Raw genomic sequence first — 218 nt, 5'->3', positions numbered from 1 at the left:
GATAACGTTCGGAAACGGACGCTAATACCGCATACGTCCTACGGGAGAAAGCAGGGGACCTTCGGGCCTTGCGCTATCAGATGAGCCTAGGTCGGATTAGCTAGTTGGTGAGGTAATGGCTCACCAAGGCGACGATCCGTAACTGGTCTGAGAGGATGATCAGTCACACTGGAACTGAGACACGGTCCAGACTCCTACGGGAGGCAGCAGTGGGGAAT

At 55.0% G+C, this 218-nt stretch carries 1 rRNA gene; it reads left to right on the top strand.

The window, feature by feature from the left end:
* Positions 1-218: ribosomal RNA gene (locus TR61_RS19530) — 16S ribosomal RNA — on the top strand; the annotation flags it as partial.

Source organism: Aestuariivita boseongensis (assembly GCF_001262635.1).
In the GTDB taxonomy this organism is placed as follows: Bacteria; Pseudomonadota; Alphaproteobacteria; order Rhodobacterales; family Rhodobacteraceae; genus Aestuariivita; species Aestuariivita boseongensis.
Note: the sequence above shows the minus strand (reverse complement) of the source record. Positions and strands in the feature narration are given on the sequence as shown.